Below are 16,292 nucleotides of genomic sequence, written 5' to 3'. Positions count from 1 at the left end.
GATGCTCAGACCCAGCCGAACATCGTCAGCAACATGTCGATCAGCTTGATCCCGACGAACGGCACCACGATGCCACCCAGGCCATAGATCAGCAGATTGCGGCGCAGCAGCACCGCCGCGCCCAGCGGGCGGTACACCACGCCGCGCAACGCCAGCGGAATCAGCGCGACGATGATGAGCGCATTGAAGATCACCGCGGACATGATGGCCGAGCCCGGTGTCGACAGGCCCATCACGTTGAGCAGATTGAGCTGCGGATAGGTGGTGGCGAACGCGGCCGGGATGATGGCGAAATACTTGGCCACGTCGTTGGCCACGCTGAACGTGGTCAACGACCCGCGCGTCATCAGCATCTGCTTGCCGATCTCTACGATCTCGATCAGCTTGGTTGGATTGCTGTCCAGGTCGACCATATTGCCGGCCTCGCGCGCGGCCTGCGTGCCGCTGTTCATCGCCACGGCCACATCGGCCTGCGCCAGCGCCGGGGCATCGTTGGTACCGTCGCCGGTCATCGCCACAAGACGCCCTTCGCTCTGGTACTCGCGAATCAGCGCCAGCTTTGCCTCTGGCGTGGCCTCGGCGAGGAAGTCGTCGACACCGGCCTCGGCCGCGATCGACGCAGCGGTCAACCGGTTGTCGCCGGTGATCATCACCGTGCGGATGCCCATCTTGCGCAGTTCGACAAAGCGCTCGCGGATGCCGGCCTTGACGATGTCCTTGAGCTCGATCACACCGAGCACTCGCACCGATTCCTCGGTGCCCTGCGCGATGGATTCCGCCACCACCAGCGGCGTGCTGCCCGCGCGCGCCACATCATCGACGGCCTGCATCACCACATCGGGGAACTTGCCCGCGCGCTCGGTCACGTAACGGCGTACCGCATCGGCCGCGCCCTTGCGCACGCTGCGCACGATCTGGCCATTGGCCACGTCGACACCGCTCATGCGCGTCTGCGCGGTGAACGGCACGAACACCGGCGCCGCCAGTCCCCGCTCGCCCATCTCCGGCGCGCTCACGTCTGACTGCTGGCGTGCCAGCACAACGATGCTGCGGCCTTCCGGCGTTTCATCGGCCAGCGACGACAGCCATGCGGCCTCGGCGAGCTGACGCTCGGTAACGCCGGGCGCGCAGATAAAGCGCGAAGCCTGGCGATTGCCATGTGTGATCGTGCCGGTCTTGTCGAGCAGCAGCACGTCGACATCGCCCGCCGCTTCCACCGCGCGGCCCGACGTGGCAATCACGTTCGCTTCCATCATGCGGCTCATACCGGCTACGCCGATGGCTGACAGCAGGCCACCGATCGTGGTCGGAATCAGGCAGACCAGCAGCGCCACGAGCACCGTCACCGAGACCGGCACGCCGGCCTTGGCCACCAGCACCGCGTAGAGCGAATACGGCTGCAGCGTGGCTGTGGCCAGCAACAGCACCAGCGTGAGCCCCACCAGCAGAATCGTCAGCGCGAGTTCGTTCGGTGTCTTCTGGCGCTTCGCGCCTTCGACCATGCTGATCATGCGGTCGATGAAGCTCTCGCCGGGGTTGGCCGTGATGCGCACGATGATCCAGTCCGACAGCACACGCGTGCCACCAGTGACCGACGAGAAGTCGCCACCCGACTCACGGATCACCGGCGCCGATTCGCCAGTGATAGCGCTTTCATCGACCGACGCCACGCCCTCGATGACTTCGCCATCGCCCGGGATCATGTCGCCGGCCTCGACGAGCACGACATCGCCCTTGCGCAGTTCTGTGGCCGCACGCTGCTCGGTGGCCCCCTGCGCGCGCGCTTCCCGCGCATCGCGATAGCCGGCGCGCACCACGCGTGCCATGGTGGTGGTCTTGAGTCCGCGCAGCGCGGCGGCCTGCTGCTTGCTGCGACCTTCAGCCAGTGCTTCGGCGAAGTTCGCGAACAGTACCGTGAACCAGAGCCATACCGTCACGGCCAGGATGAAGCCGGCCGATTCGCCACCCGGCGTCGGGTGCAGCCAGGCACGCACGCACAGGATCGACGTCAGGATGCTGCCGGCGTAGACCACGAACATCACCGGGTTGCGCAACTGATCGCGCGGATTCAGCTTGCGGAAGGCATCGACGATGGCCGGCTTCACCAGCTCGGGCGACATCATGCCGCGCGAGGGACGCGGATGGCCTGGCAGGCCGCCGCCTGTCATCACCGTGGAACCCGGTGCCGGATTGCGCGACGCCGTGCCGGCAGCGCTGGAGCGTGTCGCGGTGGATTGTTGTTGCATGTGCGATTCTCCGCAGGATTACTTCGCAGCCGCGGTCACCGCCGCGGGCTGCAGTTGCTCCGCCACGGGCCCGAGAGCCAGTGCCGGCACATAGGTCAGCGCGCCAACCAGCAGCACCGAACCCACGAGCAGAACGATAAACAGCGGGCCATGCGTCGGCATGGTGCCGGCCGTGACCGGCGTGCGGCGCTTGGCGGCCAGCGAACCGGCCATCGCCAGCACCGGCACGATGATCCAGAAACGCCCGAACCACATGGCCGCGGCCAGAAGCGTGTTGTAGAACGGTGTGTTGGCGGAAAGGCCGGCAAACGCGCTGCCGTTGTTGTTCGACGCCGACGACAGCGCATACAGGATCTCGGAGAAGCCGTGCGTGCCCGGATTGAACACGCCGGCGCGACCCGGCTCCAGCATCACCGCGATGGCGGTACCCACGAGTACGAGCAGCGGCGTGACCAGGATCGCCACGGCAGTCATCTTCATCTCGTAGGCCTCGATCTTCTTGCCGAGGTACTCGGGCGTGCGTCCGATCATCAGGCCCGCGATAAACACGGCCAGCACCGCGTACACGAGCATCCCATAGAGGCCGGAGCCCACGCCGCCGAACACGACTTCACCCAGTTGCATCAGCAGCATCGGCACCAGGCCGCCAATCGCCGTGAACGAGTCGTGCATGGCGTTGACCGCGCCGCATGAAGCGGCGGTCGTGATCGTGGCGAACAGCGAAGTGGCCGATATGCCGAAGCGCACTTCCTTGCCTTCCATATTGCCGCCTGCCTGCAGTGCGGACGCGGCATGGTCAATCGGCAGAGACGACAGCGCCGCCGTGATGTGCTGCTCGGAAGCCATCGCCGCCACGGCCATCACGACAAAGATCACCGTCATCGAGGCCAGCACGGCCACGCCCTGGCGCCGGTCCCGCACCATCTCGCCAAACGTGAAGCACAGGGCCGCCGGGATCAGGAAGATCGCCAGCATCTCGATGAAATTGGACAGCGGCGTCGGGTTCTCATACGGATGCGCCGAGTTCGCGTTGAAGAAGCCGCCACCATTGGTGCCGAGCATCTTGATCGCTTCCTGCGAGGCCACTGGCCCCATCGCCAGCGTTTGCGTGGTCGTCTTCATCGCCTCTGTCACGGGCTTGCCTTGCGGGTCGAGCACGGGCTGGCCCGCCGCATCGACCTTGGGCTGCGTGTACTCGACCGCCGTGACGAGATTCGCGTCCTTGTAGCCGTCGAAGTTCTGGATCACGCCCTGGCTGACCAGCAGCAGCGCGGTGATCACAGACAGCGGCAGCAGCACGTAGAGCGTGGTGCGCGTGATATCGACCCAGAAGTTGCCAATCGTGGCCGAGGTATGGCGCGCGAAGCCACGGATCAGAGCGAAGACCACGGCAATGCCAGTGGCTGCGGAGACGAAGTTCTGGACCGTCAGGGCCAGCATCTGCGTCAGGTAGCTCATCGTCGACTCGCCGCTGTAGCCTTGCCAGTTCGTATTGGTGACAAAGCTGATGGCGGTGTTGAACGACGAATCGGGCGAGACCGCGCCAAACGCCTGCGGATTCAGTGGCAGCAAACCCTGCACGCGCTGGAGCGCGTAGACGGCGATCACGCCGATCACGTTGAAGACGAGCACCGCAATGGCGTATTGCTTCCAGCCCATTTCGGCATCGGCACGCACACCGGCCACGCGATACAGCACGCGCTCGATGGGCCGCCCCCAGGCGGTCAGGCTGAAGTTGCCCTCCTCGACGGCACGGCGCATGTAGCGGCCCAGAAATGGGCCCACCACGAACAGGATGGCCAGAAACAGAACCAGCAGTCCGAGAAATTGAGTGAAGTGCGGTGTCGACATCAGAATTTCTCCGGCCGGAACAGCGCAATGAGCAGGTAAATGAAGAGCGCGGCGGCCAGGCCGGCGCTAAGCAGGTCAGTCCATTCCATTACTGCCCCCTGTTGTCGGCGGCTGGCCTGGAATCGGCAGCGGCGGCTTCGCCGTTACCTCGACTGGCCGGCGGATTGGCGCCAAGCGCGGCGCAAAGAGCCAGCAGCGCGCCCGTCAACGCGCCGAAGGCCAGCAATACAAGGAAGTAGATCCCGTCCATGACTTGTGCAGGCGATAACACCTGACTGAGTGATTTACGGATAGCAGGTTAGGGATCGGGGGGTAAAAACGGGGTAGAGAGGCGGGAGGGGGGTGTAAACGAAATATAAAAATGCAGGAGGCCAGCGACAGCCAGCGCTCGAAGGCTGTTCTGCCGATGTCTTCAGGAGGAGGATCTCCCCACTCCGGCACGCGGGAGAAGGGAAATCATGGCGACGAAACCGTCAGATCCAGCCCGCGCGGTGCAGCTTGCGCCAGAGAAAGCTGCACGCGGCCGCCGTGAAGCCGATCACCACGGGATACGCGTAGTGGAACTTCAGTTCCGGCATGAAGTTGAAGTTCATGCCATAAAGCGAGAACACGACGGTAGGCACCGCCAGAATCGCACCCCACCCGGCCAGCCGCTTGACCACCTCGTTCTGCGTCACGGTAACCAGCGCCAGGTTGACCTGGACGGCCGTCGTCAGCATCTCTCGTACCACGTCGAGTGTGCGCACAACGCGGCTGCTGTGGTCCTGGATATCGCGGAAGTACGCGCGCAGGTCCTTTGGCACAAGGTCTTCATGCAGGCGGATCAACTGGCTGCAGATGTCTTCGACCGGATAGACCACGTTGCGCAGGCGCAAGACCTGATGCTTGACCTTGTAGAGACGCTCGATGGCCGCGCGATCGAACTCGTCGTGGAAGATGTCCTGCTCCAGCGCCTCGAAGGCTTCTTCGAGCCGGGTCACGATCGGCAGGTAGTGATCGACGATGTAGTCCATCAACGCATAGAGCACGAACCCCGTGCCATGCGCCATGCCGCGCGGGTCTTCCTCGCAGCGTTCGCGCACCGGCGTGTAGGTGGAACTGGCGCCATGCCGCACCGAAACTACGTAGTTCGGGCCGACATACAGATGCGTCTCACCCACCACCACTTCGTCGTCGACCAGGCGCGCGGTACCCAGCACCACGAACACCGAGTCACCGTAGGCCTCGATCTTGGGGCGCTGATGTGGCTCCAGCGCGTCCTCCACGGCCAGGTCGTGCAGACCGAACGCCTGCTGCACCTTGCGCAGCAGCGGCAGGTCTGGTTCGTGCAGCCCCAGCCAGACGAAGGTGCCGGGCTCGGCCAGCGCTCTGGCAATGCCGTCGAACTCCACATCTCCGACCTTTCTGCCTTCGCGATAGGCCGCGCAGTTAACGATGGCTCCCATGGATGCTCCGTACTTGAGGACGTGCAATCGTAACAAGCCGAGGCATTCGGTGTGAACCATCCCCGCCATCACCACTTTTTGACATGTAGCTGGCGCGCCCGTGGTCCGCATCGGCCACCTGGGGCTAGCCGTCCGACATTTGTTACAGTTCCCCGGAGATACGACGTTAGAATGTGGCATTTCCACGGTCACCCGGCTATGTCTCAGAAGAAATCGCCACGCTTCGAGCTGCGCAGTGGCAACGTCGACGCCCTCCTTCTCGCTCTCAATACCGCCGATCTGGACGCGGTGCGGGACGACCTCCTCTCCCGCTTCGAGTCAACCCCCGATTTCTTTTCCGATGACGTCGTCGCGCTGGACCTGCGCCGCCTGGAAGGCGACGGGGCGCTGGCGCTGGACCGTGTGATCGACACCCTGGCCACCCTCAAGGCCCGTGCCATCGGCGTGGTGGCCCGTGCCGACCAGCGCGACTGGGCCGGCGGCTTCGGCCTGCCGCTGCTGGACAGCCAGAGCCGGCGTGGCGGCAAGGACGAGGCCCCGAAAGAGAAGGCGGGCAACCCCGAATCCGCGAGGGCAGGCGGACAGGCGGGCGCCGAGGCGACCAGGAACACCGGCAAGGGCAAGGACAGCGAGGGCGCCGTCGTCAACGGCAAGGCCTCGGAAATCGCCGAGATCATGGCGGCCGCGAACGCGGCTTCCGCCCCCCGCACAATCCCCACGCTGCTGATCGACAAGCCGCTGCGCTCGGGCCAGCAGATCTACGCCCAGGGCGACGTGGTGATCCTGGACTTGGTCAGCTACGGCGCCGAAGTCATCGCCGAAGGCAATATCCATATCTATGCCCCGCTGCGCGGCCGCGCGCTGGCGGGTGTCAAGGGTAATCCCGATGCGCGCATCTTCTGCACGTGCCTGGAGCCCGAACTGATTTCCATCGCCGGCATCTACCGGACCGCGGAGCAGACACTCCCGGCCGACGTGCTCGGCAAGTCGGCACAGGTTCGCCTGGCCGACGAAAAGCTGATCCTTGAACCGCTGCGCATGAAGTAACGGCAGCACGCAATCGAACGAATACCACTCATACCGGACCATAGAGCCATGGCAAAAATCATCGTAGTGACCTCCGGCAAGGGGGGCGTTGGCAAGACCACCACCAGCGCGAGTTTCGCCGCCGGTCTGGCCCTGCGTGGCCACAAGACTGCCGTGATCGATTTCGACGTCGGCCTGCGCAACCTCGACCTGATCATGGGCTGCGAGCGTCGCGTGGTGTATGACCTGATCAACGTGGTGCAGGGCGAAGCGAACCTGCACCAGGCGCTGATCAAGGACAAGAAGTGCGAAAACCTGTTCATCCTGCCGGCGTCGCAGACGCGCGACAAGGAAGCGCTGACGCGCGAGGGCGTGGAGAAGGTCATCAATGACCTGAAGGAAATGGGCTTCGAGTACATCATCTGCGACTCGCCGGCCGGCATCGAGACGGGCGCGCTGATGGCGATGTATTTCGCTGACGAGGCGCTGATCGTGACCAACCCCGAGGTATCGTCGGTACGCGATTCGGACCGCATTCTCGGCATCCTGTCGTCGAAGACCAAGCGTGCCAGCGAAGGGGAGCCGATCAAGGAACACCTGCTGATCACGCGCTACAACCCCAAGCGCGTGCACGGTGGCGAGATGCTGTCGCTCACCGATATTCAGGAAATCCTGCGCATCAAGCTGATCGGCGTGGTTCCGGAATCGGAGGCGGTGCTCCATGCCTCCAACCAGGGCACGCCGGCGATTCATCTGGAAGGCACCGATGTCGCCGATGCCTACGGCGACATCGTGGACCGCTTCCTGGGCAAGGACAAACCGCTGCGTTTTACCGATTATCAGAAGCCGGGGCTGTTCTCGCGCATCTTCGGCAACAAATAAGGAGGGCTCATCCACATGTCGATCCTGTCCTTCCTGCTGGGAGAGAAGAAGAAATCCGCATCGGTCGCCAAGGAGCGCCTGCAGATCATTCTCGCCCATGAACGTTCGGGCCATTCGGCGCCGGCCGATTACCTGCCGGCCCTTCAGCGCGAGCTGGTGGCCGTGATTTCGAAGTACGTCAAGATCAGCGATCAGGACCTGCGCGTCAGCCTGGAGCGCCAGGACAACCTCGAGGTTCTCGAGGTCAAGATAGAAATTCCACAAGCCTGAGATCGAAGCTGTGGGTAATTCCAAAGTAAATCCGCGATAAATCCGCGGTATTTTCTTCTAAGGGAAAACCCGCATTCTTGATTAGATTATTGCAGCGCAGCAGTCGTATTCCACGACTGCTGCGCTGTGCTCCGCACTTCCGTTTATCCCCCTGTTTTTCGTTGCCCTGTCGTTGCCCGTTCGTGCCCCTGCACCAGAACGGCGCGTGCTGCTGCGCACCATTTTCAGCGTTCAGAGGCATTGTGTAGCGGCAAACCAACGGAATTGCACCAAATCCCCTCCTGAAGCACTGCTCTTGCTTGGTTTTATGTCCGAACGATCCGCCTTTTGTTAAATTTTCGCGGCGTTTACAGCAAACGTTATTCAAATGGACGCGCCGTGATCCGGCAGCGGACAACCACAAGACAGAAAAGGAGCACCATGAAGAAATCGCTACTGACCCTCGCACTCGGTTCGCTGTTTGCCGGCGGCGCCTACGCGCAAACGTCGGTCACGCTGTACGGCATTGCCGACGCCAGCATCCATTACACGACCAACGCCGATGCAGCCAACCATGGCCGCGTGGCAGTGGACGATGGTGCCATCACGCAAAGCCGCTGGGGCCTGAAGGGTGCTGAAGCCCTGGGCAACAACCTGAAGGCCATCTTCCAACTGGAAAACGGCTACAGCCTCGACAACGGCACGATGAACGGCGCCTCGACGGGCCAGCTGTTCAATCGTCAAGCCTACGTTGGCCTGGCTGGTGATTTCGGCGCCGTGAAGCTGGGTCGCCAGTACACCGAAGGGTTTAACTTCTTCGGCGACTACGATCCGCTGACCATCGGTAACTACACCGGCAACTCGTGGATGTACTACAGCCTGACGCAGCTCCGCCGCAACAACGTGGTGAGCTACGGCGGTTCGTTCAGCGGCTTCGACTTCGGCGCCAGCTACGGCTTCGGCGAAGTGCCGGGCAGCTTCACGAAGGCTAGCGGCACCACCACCAACGTGAACAACGCCACCAACACGCCGTACTTCGGCGTGCGTGCTGCGTACAACTACGGCCCGTTCGGCATCGGTGGCGTGTACCAGGAAATCCGCGACGCCAATGGCAACAAGCAGCAAATGTGGGGCGCTGCTGGTAAGTACTCCATCGGACCGGCAAAGCTGTTCCTGGGCTACATCGGTGGTCGTGACCACACTGGCCAGATGGACAACATCCTGAACAACGCCGCCGTCATCACGACGAACGCCAACTCGGTACCGTCCCCGCTGGGCACTGCCGCCGCCAACGCCAACCCGCGCAAGGACACGCTGGGCTACATCGGCGCGACCTACCAGGCCACTCCGGCCCTGGCGCTGACCGGTGCGTTCTACGCCGACTACGTCGAAAACAAGAACGGTATCGCCGACAACAACGGCCGCCGCTACACGGCCGCGCTGATCGCCGAGTACTCGCTGTCGAAGCGCACGCAAGTCTATGGTGCTGCGGACTTCAACAAGGTTTCGGGCGCTACCACGACCGAACTGCCGGGCCGCAACAACCAGACCAGCTTCGGTGCTGGCATCCGCCACATCTTCTGATTGCTGGTTTGATCAGTTGGCAGAAAGGCACCTTCGGGTGCCTTTCTTTTTTTGCGAAGGCGGAGATGGAGTCGACGGTGGAGTTGGCTGTGATGTTGGCGGTGGCGCCATCCCCGACGTCGTCAGCAGTTCCAGGCGATAGCCATGCGTGTAGAGCGGCTGGAGCCGCACGCCGTTGTGCTCCCACAGGCCGAGCTTGGTACGCACGCGCGAGACATGGGTGTCGATGGTGCGCGACAGCGGCGGCAGTTCCTTGCCCCAGATCGCCGCAAGCATGTATTCGCGCGGCACGGCGCGGCCCTCATTGCGGAACAGGAGCAGCGCGACTTCGAACTCCTTCGGCGTCAGCCGTACCTCCTGCCCGTGGCACGTGGCTTCGCGCGTCACGGCATCAAAGCGGAAACAGCCCCAGGTCAGCCGTCCATCGTCTGGCTGGCGGGAGTCCGGGTACGCTCGGCGCAGCAGCGCTGCGATGCGCGCGCCGAGTTCGCGCGGCCGGATCGGCTTGACCATATAGTCGTCGGCGCCAGCACTCAACGTTGCGACAATGTCCGCCTCGGCGTCACGCCGGGTCAGGAACATCACCGGTATGCGCGGGTCCAGGTGCGCGCGCGCCCAGTCCAGTACTTCCCGGCCCGAGACATTTGGCACGTGCCAGTCAAGCAGCAACAGGTCGAACGTGACCTTGCGCAACGTGACCAGCATGCGCCTGCCATCGGCGAACGTCACGCACTCATGCCCTTCCGCCGTCACGATCTCGCGAATCCTCGCGGCCTCGGCAGCGTCGTCCTCCAGCGAGGCAACCCTCAGTCCCATCCTTGTCATGCGTCGTCGCGCCCACGTGGAGCGTCCAGTGAAATCGCTGACGACCATTAGAGGCGTGTGAGCGAGAGAACCCTATAAGACGATGCTCATTTTCTGCATCGGCCACAAATGTTTACTTTCGTTTGGTGCGCGCATCGGCCTACCATGACCCGGAACATCTGACCTGATCAGGAAGGAAACGCACCTTGAGAATCGCCGCGCTCGAAGACGACCCCGTCCGCGCCATCGTGCTGGAGCGAGCGTTGCATCCCGGCGGACACACGCTTGCGCGATTTCGCAGCAGCCAGCCGATGATCGAGGCCATGCGTCGCGAGCCGTTCGATCTGCTGCTGCTGGACCGGGACGTGGCCGGCACCAACGCCGACGATCTGCTCGATTGGGTGCGGCGCACGCTGGGACACGGAATGCCGGTGATGATGCTGGGCCAGAGCGATGCGGAGGAAGTGGTCGTGGGCTGCCTCGCGGCTGGCGCGGATGCGTACGTGCCGCAGCCCGCGCGATGCGATGAGCTGCGGGCCCGCATCGAGGCATTGACCCGGCGGGCAGCGATGCCCGGCATGACGGTTGCCAACGTGCCGCCTGGCGCGCTAGGGGACACTTCCGATCAACTCGTCTGCGGCGTGTTCCGCTTTGCGGTAGCGGAGCACCGCGTGTGGGTCAACAGCATGACCGTGGCCCTGTCGCCCAAGGAATACGCGCTGGCGCTGCTGCTGTTCCGCAACCTTGGCGCGCTGGTGACGCGCCGCGCGATGATCGAGCACGTTTGGCCTGCCACCGGCATCAGGGAGCAGGCGCGCACCATTGACAGCCACCTGTCGCGGGTACGCACCAAACTCGCGCTCTGGCCGTTCAACGGCATCATGCTGCGATCGGTCTATCGGCTCGGGAGCCGCCTGGACCCGATATAGACAGCCGTCGCGACACGCGACCGGCCGTCATTGGCTGCCCTATGAGACGGATGAGGCGGATGAAGTGGATAAGGCAGCCGTCTTCCGCTGAACGGAGTCCATCTCAATCGATCTTGATGCCCGCTTCCTTGACGATGCGCGCGTTCTCCGCCGACTCGGCGCGAATGGCTGCGCCGAACTGTGCCGCCGATCCGCCCGTGGGCACCTCCCCACCACGCAGCAGGCGATCGCGCACATCAGGCTCGGCCAGCGCCTTGTTCAGTTCCGCATTGAGCTTGTTGATGATGGCCGGCGGCGTCTTGCCCGGCGCGAAGATCCCGAACGTCGAAGTCAGGTTGGCCTTGGGATAGCCCAGCTCGTCCATGGTCGGCACATTGGGCAGCGAATCGATGCGCTTCGGCGCGCCCACGGCGATGGCGCGTAGACGCCCGGCCTGCATGTGCTGCGTCAGCATGGGGCTGGCGTTGGTGCTCATCACCTCGAACTGCCCGCCGAGCGCGTCGTTCATCTGCTGGCCGGCACCCTTGTACGGGATCATCGTCAGTTCCGTCTTCGACTTGGCCTTGATCTGCTCGAGCATCACATGGCCCACCGTGCCAAGGCCAGACGTGGCCCAGCGCACCGAGCCGGGCTTGGCCTTCGCCTGCGCGATCAGGTCCTGGAACGTTTTGCCGGAGAAGCTCGGCGTGGCGACCACGAGCACCGGCGAGTACATCACGCTCATCACCGGCGCCACGTCGTGCTGCGGGTCGTAGTTGACGTGGCCCACGTGCGGATTGAGCGTCAGCGGGCTGGTCGACGAGAAACCGACCGTGTAGCCATCCGGCGCGGCTTTGGCCACGGCGTCGATGCCGATGCTGCCACCCGCTCCGGCCTTGTTCTCGACGACCACCGAGGTGCCCATCTGCACCGAGAGCTTTTCGCCCAGCGCGCGCGCCACGGCGTCGCTGATGCCGCCGGTCGGATAGGCAACGATCATGCGGATCGGGCGGCTCGGATAGTTGTCCGCGGCGAAGGCCGGGGCGGAGATAGAGGCGGTCAGGGCAGCGGCCGCGATAAACGCGGCGTGCAGCGGCAGGGATCGGAAGGCGACCATGATCGGGCTTGAGCGGGAAATTGGCGGGAAATTAGCGGGAATCTGCGGATTTGGCGGGACGTGGCGGGCAATGCATGGCCGCGTCCGAATTGCCGCCATCTTAGCCGATCCGGCCCGCGCCCCTGAAACGGGCGAGCGGTTATCGCACCAGCGGATGCTCAGGCACCCACGACACGAATAGCTCGTTGGCCCGGTCATAGAGCCGCCATGCGGTACCGCATTCCCGGCACCTGAACGACAACATGCTGAACGGCACGCCGGCCGCGCTCTGGCTGACCAGCGGCGCCGTATTGTGCAGGGCCAGGCAGGGATGGGGTTCGCGCCGGCGCGGATCGTCGGCCAGTGCCAGGCAATGGGCACAGGCAGGGCGCGCTGGCGCATGGGAAGGCACGGCGTCAGGCATGACGGGGGTCCCGGAGGGCTGGAGTACGGCGGACTTCATGACCGCCATGATGCCGCAAATTCGATGCCAGGATGACCAATGTCTGCAGCGCCCGCGCGACAGGATGCGCGGACTGAGCGTGAATCGTGACGAGACCCACGCCAGGGCCTTTACCGCGGCGCCCCGATTCCGCAACATTCCAACTTTCCGCACAGAAGACACCACAAGGAGTGTTCCCGTCATGCACGCTGCCCCTCATCCTGCCCTGCGTACCCGCCTGGCCCGCCTGGCCCTCTTGCCCGCCGCGCTGGCGCTGGCCGGCGCGATCTGCGCCCTGCCGGCCCAGGCCGAGCCCGTGCAGCCGGCCTTTCAGCTTGCGCAGCAGGAAAAGCCCGCGCTGATCGACACGCTCAAGGACCTGGTATCGATCGAGTCCGGCAGCAAGGATATCGAAGGCCTGGACCGCATCGCCAACCTGATTCGCGACCGCCTGGCCGCGCTCGGCGGCGACGCGAAGCTGATCGAGCCAACCGACGTCTATCGCATGGAGGACACCCCGCCGAAGGTCGGCAAGATGGTCATGGCGCAGTTCAAGGGCACTGGCCAGCGCAAGATCATGCTGATCGCGCACATGGACACGGTGTACCTGCGCGGAATGCTCGCGCAGCAGCCCTTCCGCGTCGACGGGGATCGCGCCTACGGCCTGGGCATTGCCGACGACAAGAACGGCGTGGCGGTGATCCTGCATACCGTGGCCATCCTGCAGAAGATGAAGTTCAAGGACTATGGCACGCTGACCGTGCTGATCAACGGCGACGAGGAGATCAGCTCGCCGGGCGCGCGCGCCACGTTGACGAAGCTGGGCGCGGAGCAGGATGCCGTATTCTCGTGCGAAGCCTCGCGCGTCACCGGCGACCGGCTCTCGCTGGCCACGAGCGGTATCGGCGCCATCTCGCTCAAGGTCGACGGCAAATCCTCCCACGCGGGAAGCTCGCCGGAACTGGGGCGTAATGCGCTCTACGAGCTATCGCACCAGATCCTGCAGATGCGCGACCTGTCCAACCCGGACACCGGCCTCAAGGTCAACTGGACCCTGTCCCACGCCGGCACCAACCGCAACGTGATTCCGGCCGTGGCCACCGCGCAGGCCGATGTGCGCGTGCTGCGCACCGCCGACTACGACGGCCTGGAGCGCACGCTGCAGGAGCGGATTCAGAAGAAGCTGATTCCCGACACGAAGGTCGAAGTGAAGTTCGAGCGCCGTCGCCCACCACTGGAAGCCACCCCGGCATCCCGTGCGCTGGCCGCGCACGCGCAGGGCATTTATGCCGAAATCGGCGAGAAGCTGGCTGTTTATGACACCGCCGAAGGCGGCGGCACCGATGCGGCATTTGCGGCGGCCGCAACCAAGGCACCGGTGATCGAACGCTTCGGCCTGCGCGGCTTCGGCGCGCATTCGAACGATGCGGAGTATGTGGACTTGAACTCGGTCACGCCGCGTCTGTATCTGCTGACGCGGATGATCATGGATGTCTCGCAGGACAAGACGGGAAAGTGATCGAGGGAGGGAAGTGACTCCCCCTCCCGCTGTGGCGGGAGGGGGTTAAAACCATCAGCCGTTCAAGCCGCTTTCGCTCTCTCGCGCAAGTCCGGCAGGAATACCGCGAGCAGGCCCAGCAATGGCAGGAACGCGCAAAGCTGGTACACGGTCTCGATGCCGTGCACATCGGCCAGCCGACCGAGCACCGCGGCGCCGATGCCGCCCATGCCGAAGGCAAACCCGAAGAACAGCCCGGACACCATGCCCACCTTGCCCGGGATCAGTTCCTGCGCGAACACCAGGATGGCCGAGAAGGCCGAGGCCAGGATGAAGCCGATCACCACGGACAGCACGGCAGTCCAGAACAGGTTGGCATGGGGCAGCATCAGCGTGAACGGCGCCACGCCCAGGATCGACGCCCAGATCACGCGCTTGCGGCCGATGCGGTCACCGATCGGCCCGCCCATGATCGTGCCCGCCGCTACGGCGAACAGGAACAGGAACAGGTAGATCTGCGAGGTCTGACGCGCCAGGCCGAACTTCTCCATCAGGTAGAACGTGTAGTACGTGTTCAGGCTGGCCATGTAGAAGTACTTGGAGAAGATCAGCAGCAGCAGCACCACGATGGCGCGCACCACTGTCGACTTCGGCAGCTTGTTGACCACGACGCCGGCGCCCTTCTTCTTCGCGGCGCGCTCGGCCAGGTGCCGGCCGTACCAGCCGCCGATCTGCCACAGCACGGTGATGGCCAGCAGCGCGGCCAGCGAGAACCAAGCCACGCTGCCCTGCGAGTGAACGATCCACGCCGCCAGCAGCGGACCCATCGCGCTGCCGCCGTTACCGCCCACCTGGAAGATCGACTGGGCCAGACCGTGCTGCCCGCCCGACGCCAGCCGCGCCACGCGCGACGATTCCGGGTGGAAGATCGACGAACCGGTTCCCACCAGCGCTGCGGCAACCAGCAGCACGCCATAGGTCGGGGCCACTGACAGCAGCAACAGGCCGCACAGCGTGAATCCCATGCCGATGGCGAGCGAATGCGGCTTCGGATGCTTGTCCGTGTACAGGCCGACCACCGGCTGCAGTAGCGACGCCGTGACCTGATACGTCAGCGTCAGCAGGCCGATCTGCGTGAAGCTCAGGTTGAAGCCGCCCTTGAGCATCGGATAGATGGCCAGGATCAGCGACTGGATCATGTCGTTGAGGAAGTGCGCGAAACTGATCGCGTACAGCACGCGGAAGCGTGTGCCTTCCTCACGGTCGGCCGGATGGGCCGGATGGATGGTTGTGCTCATGGTGCGGGGGCGCATTGGCCAGTCATGCTTGGCAAAAGCCCGGGCGCCCGAACAGCGCGCGGCCGGGAAGTGTGACGATGCTAATTGGCAAACTGCCGCCTGTCCTGCGAGAATGAGGCCGTAACTTTGGAGAAAAGGACATGCCAGCCGAAGCGCCGAACGCTGCCCATGCCGACGGGCGGCCCGATACCTACTCGGAACAGCCCGCCTACCTCCAGTACGACCGCGGCCCGATGCCCGTGGCGGCCATGGCGGCGGACTACCTGCCGACCCACGTCACCAAGCCCCACCAGCACCCGCACGCGCAACTCATCCATGCCGTGCACGGGGTGATGGTGGTGTCTACGTCCGAGGGACAGTGGATCGTGCCGCCGACACGCGGCATGTGGATGCCCGGGGGCACCATGCACTGGATCCGCATGGTCGGGCACGTGCAGATGCGCACGGCCTACATCCGCCCCGACGCCGCGCCGAACCTGCCCACGCGCTGTACCGTACTCGGTATTTCTCCGCTGCTGCGCGAGTTGATCCTGGCCGCGATCGACATTCCCCTGCCCTATTCGCCCGACTCGCGCGAATCCCGGCTGATGCAATTGCTGCTCGATGAAGTCACGCTGGTACCCACACTGCCGCTCCACCTGCCGCGCCCGACGGACAGGGACCTGCGCGTGATCTGCGAGCAGATCACCGATAGCCCCGACTCTGGCCTGACGCTGGCTGACTGGGGCGACAGGCTTGGCGTGGATCCCAAGACCATTCAGCGCCGATTCGCGCGCGAGACCGGGATGACGTTCGGCCAGTGGCGCCAGCAGGCACGGCTGCTGGCCGCGCTGGAGCGGCTGGCGGCAGGCGACAAGGTGGTGGATGTGGCGCTCGACATGGGCTATGGCAGCCCGAGCGCCTTCGCGACGATGTTCCGGCGGCAGTTCGGCGTGCCGCCGAGCGCTTTCTTCAAATAGTCCT

The 16,292-nt window shown here is 64.3% G+C and carries 16 protein-coding genes; 7 read left to right on the top strand and 9 right to left on the bottom strand.

What is annotated here, in order from left to right:
• Window positions 1-5: 5 nt before the first annotated feature.
• The 5 genes from kdpB to K6G35_RS00165 all read right to left on the bottom strand — a co-directional run bounded on the left by kdpB (window position 6) and on the right by K6G35_RS00165 (window position 5,542).
• On the bottom strand, window positions 6-2,246 hold the full coding sequence (gene kdpB / locus K6G35_RS00185) for a potassium-transporting ATPase subunit KdpB (RefSeq protein WP_495675972.1): 2,241 nt from the start codon (window positions 2,244-2,246) through the stop codon (window positions 6-8).
• An 18-nt stretch (window positions 2,247-2,264) separates the two neighbouring features.
• Window positions 2,265-4,097, bottom strand: a complete 1,833-nt coding sequence (gene kdpA, locus K6G35_RS00180) for a potassium-transporting ATPase subunit KdpA (RefSeq protein WP_186425505.1) — start codon at window positions 4,095-4,097, stop codon at window positions 2,265-2,267.
• Window positions 4,097-4,186, bottom strand: a complete 90-nt coding sequence (gene kdpF, locus K6G35_RS00175) for a K(+)-transporting ATPase subunit F (protein WP_008651796.1) — start codon at window positions 4,184-4,186, stop codon at window positions 4,097-4,099. The genes kdpA and kdpF overlap by 1 nt, the downstream gene beginning before the upstream one ends.
• Window positions 4,186-4,347 (bottom strand): hypothetical protein, encoded by a 162-nt coding sequence (locus tag K6G35_RS00170; protein WP_008651794.1) that lies wholly within the window; start codon window positions 4,345-4,347, stop codon window positions 4,186-4,188. The genes kdpF and K6G35_RS00170 overlap by 1 nt, the downstream gene beginning before the upstream one ends.
• 223 nt (window positions 4,348-4,570) lie before the next feature.
• Entirely contained in the window at window positions 4,571-5,542 is a 972-nt protein-coding gene (locus K6G35_RS00165; protein ID WP_008651792.1) for a magnesium and cobalt transport protein CorA, read from the bottom strand.
• A gap of 198 nt (window positions 5,543-5,740) precedes the next feature.
• Here K6G35_RS00165 and minC point away from each other — a divergent pair, with 198 nt between their 5' ends.
• From minC to K6G35_RS00145, 4 genes are all read left to right on the top strand, one after another.
• Window positions 5,741-6,589 (top strand): septum site-determining protein MinC, encoded by an 849-nt coding sequence (gene minC / locus K6G35_RS00160; protein ID WP_495675971.1) that lies wholly within the window; start codon window positions 5,741-5,743, stop codon window positions 6,587-6,589.
• Window positions 6,590-6,637: 48 nt separating this feature from the next.
• Window positions 6,638-7,450 (top strand): septum site-determining protein MinD, encoded by an 813-nt coding sequence (gene minD, locus K6G35_RS00155; RefSeq protein ID WP_008645118.1) that lies wholly within the window; start codon window positions 6,638-6,640, stop codon window positions 7,448-7,450.
• A gap of 15 nt (window positions 7,451-7,465) precedes the next feature.
• A complete protein-coding gene (gene minE, locus K6G35_RS00150) occupies window positions 7,466-7,720 on the top strand; it encodes a cell division topological specificity factor MinE (protein WP_008645119.1) in 255 nt (84 codons plus the stop codon).
• 420 nt (window positions 7,721-8,140) lie between these two features.
• The gene (locus tag K6G35_RS00145; protein WP_495675970.1) at window positions 8,141-9,283 is read left to right on the top strand and encodes a porin; all 1,143 of its coding nucleotides are present in this window, start codon (window positions 8,141-8,143) and stop codon (window positions 9,281-9,283) included.
• 12 nt (window positions 9,284-9,295) lie between these two features.
• On the opposite strand, the gene K6G35_RS00140 is transcribed toward K6G35_RS00145, so the two are convergent.
• On the bottom strand, window positions 9,296-10,108 hold the full coding sequence (locus K6G35_RS00140; protein ID WP_495675969.1) for a response regulator transcription factor: 813 nt from the start codon (window positions 10,106-10,108) through the stop codon (window positions 9,296-9,298).
• A gap of 185 nt (window positions 10,109-10,293) precedes the next feature.
• Between K6G35_RS00140 and K6G35_RS00135 the strand changes: the two genes are divergently transcribed.
• The gene (locus tag K6G35_RS00135) at window positions 10,294-11,016 is read left to right on the top strand and encodes a response regulator transcription factor (RefSeq protein WP_495675968.1); all 723 of its coding nucleotides are present in this window, start codon (window positions 10,294-10,296) and stop codon (window positions 11,014-11,016) included.
• Window positions 11,017-11,119: 103 nt separating this feature from the next.
• On the opposite strand, the gene K6G35_RS00130 is transcribed toward K6G35_RS00135, so the two are convergent.
• Window positions 11,120-12,112 carry a Bug family tripartite tricarboxylate transporter substrate binding protein gene (locus K6G35_RS00130; RefSeq protein ID WP_495675967.1) on the bottom strand — a complete coding sequence of 331 codons (993 nt, stop codon included), beginning with the start codon at window positions 12,110-12,112 and terminating at the stop codon, window positions 11,120-11,122.
• Between the two features lie 139 nt (window positions 12,113-12,251).
• Window positions 12,252-12,515 carry a hypothetical protein gene (locus tag K6G35_RS00125; protein ID WP_008645129.1) on the bottom strand — a complete coding sequence of 88 codons (264 nt, stop codon included), beginning with the start codon at window positions 12,513-12,515 and terminating at the stop codon, window positions 12,252-12,254.
• Between the two features lie 220 nt (window positions 12,516-12,735).
• Between K6G35_RS00125 and K6G35_RS00120 the strand changes: the two genes are divergently transcribed.
• Window positions 12,736-14,052 carry a M20/M25/M40 family metallo-hydrolase gene (locus tag K6G35_RS00120; RefSeq protein WP_008645131.1) on the top strand — a complete coding sequence of 439 codons (1,317 nt, stop codon included), beginning with the start codon at window positions 12,736-12,738 and terminating at the stop codon, window positions 14,050-14,052.
• Window positions 14,053-14,114: 62 nt separating this feature from the next.
• Here K6G35_RS00120 and K6G35_RS00115 read toward each other — a convergent pair whose 3' ends face one another.
• Window positions 14,115-15,329, bottom strand: a complete 1,215-nt coding sequence (locus K6G35_RS00115; RefSeq protein WP_008645133.1) for an MFS transporter — start codon at window positions 15,327-15,329, stop codon at window positions 14,115-14,117.
• A gap of 140 nt (window positions 15,330-15,469) precedes the next feature.
• Between K6G35_RS00115 and K6G35_RS00110 the strand changes: the two genes are divergently transcribed.
• Window positions 15,470-16,288 (top strand): AraC family transcriptional regulator, encoded by an 819-nt coding sequence (locus K6G35_RS00110; protein WP_495675966.1) that lies wholly within the window; start codon window positions 15,470-15,472, stop codon window positions 16,286-16,288.
• The last annotated feature ends 4 nt before the right edge of the window (window positions 16,289-16,292 follow it).

The sequence above is a fragment of the Cupriavidus sp. HY129 genome (genome assembly GCF_059492215.1).
Note: the sequence above shows the minus strand (reverse complement) of the source record. Positions and strands in the feature narration are given on the sequence as shown.